This window comes from Rhodoferax sp. UBA5149 (genome assembly GCF_002413825.1).
In the GTDB taxonomy this organism is placed as follows: domain Bacteria; phylum Pseudomonadota; class Gammaproteobacteria; order Burkholderiales; family Burkholderiaceae_C; genus Rhodoferax.
On record NZ_DHXT01000097.1, the window covers coordinates 42,172 to 48,143 of the forward strand.

9 protein-coding genes are annotated in these 5,972 nt (G+C 58.1%); 1 reads left to right on the forward strand and 8 read right to left on the reverse strand.

Annotation, left to right across the window (positions count from 1 at the left end; genetic code table 11):
- The 8 genes from B3V69_RS08475 to B3V69_RS08510 all read right to left on the reverse strand — a co-directional run.
- Positions 1-2,122, reverse strand: a 2,122-nt coding sequence (locus B3V69_RS08475; protein ID WP_296445583.1) for an ATP-dependent helicase, incomplete at its 3' end; no start/stop codon positions are given.
- Positions 2,123-2,308: 186 nt separating this feature from the next.
- A complete protein-coding gene (locus tag B3V69_RS08480; RefSeq protein WP_296445585.1) occupies positions 2,309-2,707 on the reverse strand; it encodes a hypothetical protein in 399 nt (132 codons plus the stop codon).
- Positions 2,679-3,110, reverse strand: a complete 432-nt coding sequence (locus B3V69_RS08485) for a DUF1801 domain-containing protein (RefSeq protein ID WP_296445587.1) — start codon at positions 3,108-3,110, stop codon at positions 2,679-2,681. Before B3V69_RS08485 ends, B3V69_RS08480 begins: the two co-directional genes overlap by 29 nt.
- A gap of 129 nt (positions 3,111-3,239) precedes the next feature.
- Positions 3,240-3,566, reverse strand: a complete 327-nt coding sequence (locus B3V69_RS08490) for a hypothetical protein (protein WP_296445588.1) — start codon at positions 3,564-3,566, stop codon at positions 3,240-3,242.
- Positions 3,567-3,724: 158 nt separating this feature from the next.
- The gene (locus B3V69_RS08495; RefSeq protein ID WP_296445589.1) at positions 3,725-4,075 is read right to left on the reverse strand and encodes a hypothetical protein; all 351 of its coding nucleotides are present in this window, start codon (positions 4,073-4,075) and stop codon (positions 3,725-3,727) included.
- 132 nt (positions 4,076-4,207) lie between these two features.
- A complete protein-coding gene (locus B3V69_RS08500; RefSeq protein WP_296445591.1) occupies positions 4,208-4,510 on the reverse strand; it encodes a hypothetical protein in 303 nt (100 codons plus the stop codon).
- Positions 4,511-4,976: 466 nt separating this feature from the next.
- Positions 4,977-5,294 carry a type II toxin-antitoxin system PemK/MazF family toxin gene (locus B3V69_RS08505; RefSeq protein WP_296445703.1) on the reverse strand — a complete coding sequence of 106 codons (318 nt, stop codon included), beginning with the start codon at positions 5,292-5,294 and terminating at the stop codon, positions 4,977-4,979.
- Positions 5,295-5,308: 14 nt separating this feature from the next.
- Complete coding sequence (locus B3V69_RS08510) at positions 5,309-5,557, reverse strand: AbrB/MazE/SpoVT family DNA-binding domain-containing protein (protein WP_296445593.1); 249 nt, start codon at positions 5,555-5,557, stop codon at positions 5,309-5,311.
- A gap of 162 nt (positions 5,558-5,719) precedes the next feature.
- Between B3V69_RS08510 and B3V69_RS08515 the strand changes: the two genes are divergently transcribed.
- Positions 5,720-5,972: AEC family transporter (locus B3V69_RS08515; protein WP_414707494.1), on the forward strand; the 253-nt coding region annotated here is incomplete at its 3' end.

A 5,972-nucleotide genomic window follows, 5' to 3' on the forward strand; every position in this document is an offset into this window, starting at 1 on the left:
CTGCCTTTTTGGCAAACTCGGCCCGCAGCGCCTTGAGCTTCGCGCGCGGGTCTTCCCGGGCCGTGTTTTTGTCCAGCGCCATTTCGGCGATGAAGCGGCTCGGCACGGCCGCCACCATCTCGCGGCCTTTTTTGCGCTTGCGCGTCCAGCTCACGGCCAGGCTGCGCTGGGCCCGCGTGATGCCCACGTACATCAGGCGGCGCTCTTCCTGCAGATGCGTCGCCGTCGCTTCATTGGCGGCCTCGTGCGCGCGCTCCGACCCGCCCAGCACGGCGGCCCCGCTGTCGCCGCTGTCTTTGAGCTTGAACGGCAACATGCCTTCGGTCACGCCCACCAGCATGACATGCGGCCACTCCAGCCCCTTGGAGGCGTGCAGGGTGGACAGCGTCACCACGTCCATGTCTTTCTCGCGCTCGCTGATGGTGGACAGCAGCGACACCGTCTGCGCCACTTCAAGCAGTGACTTGACTTCGTTGCTGGTGGAGACGCCGGCCGCATCGTCCAACTGGCCGCCGCAGCGGGCCGACATCCAGTCGCAAAAATCCATCACATTGGTCCAGCGCGCGGCCGCCACTTTTTCACTGTCTTCGCCGTCGTACAAGTGCTTCTCGTAGCCGATCTCCTTGAGCCACTCCAGCAGAAAAGCGCGCGCATCTTCGGCCCCCAGCGTGCGGCGGGCGCGAAACTCCAGGTCGTTCACGTAGCGGCCAAATTCGTGCAGGCTGCCGACTGCTTTGCTGCTCAGCAGGCTGCCCAGCGACGCCGAAAACAAGGCCTCGAACAGGCTCACCTTGTATTTGCCGGCAAACACGCCCAGCTGTGCCAGGGTCTGGTGGCCAATGCCGCGTTTCGGTGTGGTCACCGCGCGCAAAAAGGCCGGGTCGTCGTTGTTGTTGATCCACAGGCGGAACCAGCCGCACAAATCCTTGATTTCAGCCCGGTCAAAGAAGCTCGTGCCGCCGGATACCTTGTACGGAATCTGTGCCTTGCGCAGCGCTTTCTCGAAGGTCTTGGCCTGGTGGTTGGCGCGGTACAGCACGGCAAAGTGCCGGAACTCCTGGAACTGCGGCCCGCCGTGCGGCAGACCACCGGCACGCAGGCTCTGGATGCGGGCCACCGTGCGCTCGGCCTCGTGCTCTTCGCTGTCCGCGTCCACTACCCGCACCGGCTCGCCTTCGCCCAGGTCGCTCCACAAATTCTTGGGGAACAACTTCGGATTCGGGCCGATCACATTGTTGGCGGCGCGCAAGATGGCGCTGGTGGAACGGTAGTTTTGCTCCAGCTTGATGACCTTGAGCGTGGGAAAGTCGACCGGCAGTTTTTTCAAATTGTCCAGCGTGGCGCCGCGCCAGCCGTAAATCGACTGGTCGTCGTCGCCCACGGCGGTAAAACGGGCACCCGCCGCCGAGTTGCCGCCGACCAGCAGTTTCAGCACTTCGTACTGCGTGGCATTGGTGTCCTGGTACTCATCCACCAGCACATGGCCCATCAGCCCTTGCCACTTCTGCCGCACCTGCTCATGATTTTGTAGCAGCTTGAGCGGCAGGGTGATCAGGTCGTCAAAGTCCACGCTCTGGTAGGCGCTGAGGCGCTCCTCGTAGTGCCCCATGACGCGGGCGATGATGCGTTCGTTGTCATCCTTGGCCAGCGCGGCCGCGCCTTCGGCATTGAGGCCCTGGCCTTTCCAGCCGCTGATGACCCATTGCCAAGACCGCGCCGTGGCCATATCCACCGTGCCGCCGGCGTCTTTCAGGATGCTGGTGATGTCGTCGGTGTCCAGAATCGAGAACGTGGGTTTGAGCCCCAGCACCGCGCCGTCCTGGCGCAGCATGCGCACGCCCAGCGCGTGAAAAGTGCAGATCACCACGTCCCGGGCGGCGCGGCCAATCAGCTCCTTGGCGCGTTCACGCATCTCGGCGGCGGCCTTGTTGGTGAAGGTGATGGCGGCAATGCGATTCGGCGCCATTCCGGTCTGGATCAGGCGGCCAATTTTGTGCGTGATCACCCGCGTCTTGCCCGAGCCGGCACCCGCCAGCACTAGGCAGGGGCCGTGCATGAAATTGACGGCTTCTTGCTGGGCCAGGTTCAGGCCGGTGGACGCGTTGAGAGGGGGGGAGGACATTCGGAAACTTGGGGCGAAGCCGCGAATCATACAGAGGCGCCGGTGATGGGGGCGTTTTGCTTATCACCTTTCTAGGTGACCACGCTCGGCACGGCGTTGGCAGCAAGCGCTACGGGCACATGGCGAGAACTCCAGCCGTCTCGACCGTGAGACGAAAGGAGCAGGGTTTTCTCATCCAGGGAGGCCTTAGGCGACATGGTCAACAGAAGCGAAGATGCGCAAGCCGTCTCTGACGCGAGCGAGGTTGTATGACTCCCGCCAGGAACTGAGCACGCTTCCGTTTTCGCGACAAAGCTCCCAAGTGACTGACCCTAACGCGCATTGCCCGCCAACGGAAATCACTTCAAGGTCGTTGTATCGGCAGGACCGACAGCCCTCATGGTGATAGCCGTCAACGATCTTTTGGAAGTACTTGGCGGTATCTGCATTCGAGGCAAAGCAGTCGATGGACCCGTCTGCATGCAGCGCCGAATAGGGCGACAAATAGCGGCGAGCAATCTCGGTGCCGTCAAAAGTACGAAACGCTTCCACGAATTCATCAAAGAACGCGGTAACTTCATTTCGAAGCGCGGAGTTTTCCTTCATGGCTTCGATGGTATGTTAACGCTGCCGCTACGCAGAAAGCGACTGAGTCGGCGCGCACAGCCTCCGCCGCCTTGAAGACAATAGCTCGATTCCCCTCGAACTTAAACTCCGTTGGAAACAAGGTTCTGAATGTGTCGACTAGCGTCGTCTTGCAATTGAAGTACATGGCGTACTCGGCCGGGCGAGCCTTCTTCCAGTCAATTCGAATCGTGCTGCCGCTCTTACTCTTCGACGTAAGGTAGGCAGGCTCACCCCACTTCAGCGTCTCTTCGAGTTCGCCGACACCTTCGGTTGATGAGGCCGTGCGAAAGATGAGTTCGCGTAGCGCCAGAAGTTTGTGGCGCACATCCGCTGGGTAAGCGTCGAAGACCTTCGCGACCTCTGCGCTGGCAAACGGCTTCATCGTGTTTCTCGACTCTGGTGCGGGGCTCTGCTGCGCCCTAACGTCCGGTGACCGAAGGGAGCGAACTTGATTGAAGAGTTCGGCGTCAGTTCCGACAAGGTGTTTTCGCTTACGGCTAACGTAACTCGATCACGGTTTTGTTAGCCGCTGGCGCTGGAACTCGGCGTCATTGGCATTGAGGCAGCGAAAGTTTACTGTGGCGATTGCCATGCCTTCAGTCCACGTGGGGGGCGAAAAAGTCTCGTTTAGTACAAACAGTTCTAAAGCGCCGCGACGACTGCACTCGGCGCCTGCTTCTTCATACGCCGCACGCTTTGCAGCAGGTACGCCACCTCTACCGGGCGACGCTGATGTGGTAATTGTGAATGTGTCCGGGCCCACTTTGGCTACACCAGATGATACGGCGCATCCGGCGCAGAGCGCCACGGCTGTGACGGCGGTGATGAAAATTCGCATGTCCTGCTCTCCCTGTTGTTGATCAGTTCTGCGCGCTCTACTCTTGAGCAGTGCGCCGCGAATGAACGCACGATGGCTATGACTATACGGTACTCGCGCCTGACGCCGAACGTCGGCGATGAGGAGCGCCACAGGCGTCCTTCTCGGTCAGCAAGTTATCAATCATGCCCACCCAGCTTGCGAATGTCATCCACTAGTTGATCGAATGTGAGGGCGTCGATTTGCTTATTTCTTGCTGTGTAGTCTTCGGATCGTTTGTCGGCCGGTATGTAGGCACTCTCGATGCTGACCAGGCACAACCTAAGCCATGACGTTGAATCTCGATGCCCCGCGTGAACGTTGTGCGCCAACACAGCTATGGCGTGTGCAAGGTGCGCTTTTTCCCAATACCCGAAGGCTTCCCGCTTCTGGGCTAGGGATTTGGCAATGAGATCTGCGATGTCGAGTCTGATTCCGTCAACGTTGCTGTCGCTGTCTAAACGCTCAACAAGTTCGTCTATTTCCTTCATGAGGTCGCCCTTTTTTGATCTGACTGATAACGTAGAAATGACCGGGCAACAACAAGTTGCGGCGAAGCCGCTTCCTGCTGTTGTTGATCCGAGTCGATTGCCCAGTTAGATTTTGGAGAAAGCATGATTGAACTAATCAGGTTGTTGCCACTCGTTGTGGCAGGTTTTGCACTTGAGTTGATCTATGCCATCCGGCGTAGGGTCTGTTGCGGTAAGCGCAGACGTTTTCTGACTCATGTAGAAGCAGTATGGGCATACAGAAACCGGGCACTCTTCATTTGCGAGGCGCGCCTTTGTCTTTGTAAGTTGCGCTTGCTCCGCGCGCAGTTTCAATGCTTCTTCCTCTACTTTCGTCGCCGCTACATTCTTGGCATCAAGGAGCCCGTCGACTTGTCCGAGCATGTCAGCCCTGAATTCTTTCGCGAATATATCCATAGGAAAGATCTTTCTGTTGGGGAATCTAACGCAATGTCCATTGCAAAACCTGCGAATGATGCTGGCCGCTGCGAATTAATCTGGTCATGGAAATCTCCTGAAAGTGGCTTGAGGACTGGCTCTCGGTCGATTTTTCATATTTTTATACAGGTATAAAAATTTCATCAAACCCCGCAACCCTCCTTCGCGGATTCTAGGTGCCGCTTGCCAGTAAGCCTATCCCCCAAAGGGGTCAGTCGCTGATCGGTCGCCGCCGTTGAATCCGAGTCGTTCAAGTCCCAATCCATAGGGCTCCTCTCCCGTTTTTTGAAAAATAAGCTCTGACGCCTTCCAGAACCGATCGGGGTGGGGCTTTCACGCAGCGGTTGCAGAAAAAAATAACGACTAGCTATAAATTTGATAGCTACCTGTGAATATGACACGAGGGCTACCGACTGGTTTTGTTCTTGGATATGGGCCTTGACGGTCAACCCGGCTCAAACACGGATTGGAGGGTGGTCAGCAGTTTTTGAAGCGTCGCAGGATGAACCGCTCCCAGTCGCTTCACCAGCCGTATCTTGTCCAGCGTGCGCACCTGATCGAGCAGCACCAGCCCCGATTTACCCAGGAACGTCAACCCAATGCGAAAAGCAGCCGGTTGCGAGCCGGTGGTCATGGGGGCCACGATCACAGTGCGCAGGTAGTCGTGCATCTCAGGAGGCGACACCACGACGCAAGGCCGCGTCTTTTGAATTTCACTGCCCACCGTGGGATCGAGATTGGCCAGCCAGACCTCACCGGTCATGACCGCCGGGCGGCTCACCACACCAGCTCCGCATCCCCTTCATTGCTCAACTCGGGCCACACCAACGCATCGTCTCCCGTAGCGGCCAAGCGCTGGCTATCCTGCGCCCAGCCTTCGCGCGGGTTGCGCTTGAGTGGGCGAATTTCGATCACATTGCCGTTGACTTGCAAGTCGGCCGCATCGACCAAGCCGAGTTGCTTCAAGATGGGTTTGGGGATCAAAATGCCTTGGGAGTTGCCCATTTTTCGAATGGAAACTTGCATGGAGTTCTCCTGAAAATAAGCACAATGTTAACACATTTGTTGATTCAAACGCGCTAAATCGGGGTGCGTGTCCGCGCCGTGCGCACGAGCCAGGCGGGTCTGCCAAGAACGACTCACTCCCTGCTTCCTTGGTATCGCATAAACACCAGAAGTGCTGGGACAATGCCCCTCGTGCTGCAAATCCTCTTAATTACTTTTCCTTTTTTCGCCCTGGTGCTGTGCGGCTATATCGCGGCACGGCGGCGCATGTTGCCGCTGGAGGCGATTCCCGGCCTGAACAGCTTCGTGCTGTTTTTTGCCCTGCCGTGCATGTTGTACCGGTTTGGCTCGACCACGCCGCTGGCGCAGTTGCTCGATGGCGGCGTCTTTTTTACCTGGCTGCTGTGCGCTCTCATCATGGTGGGTTTCGCGGTCG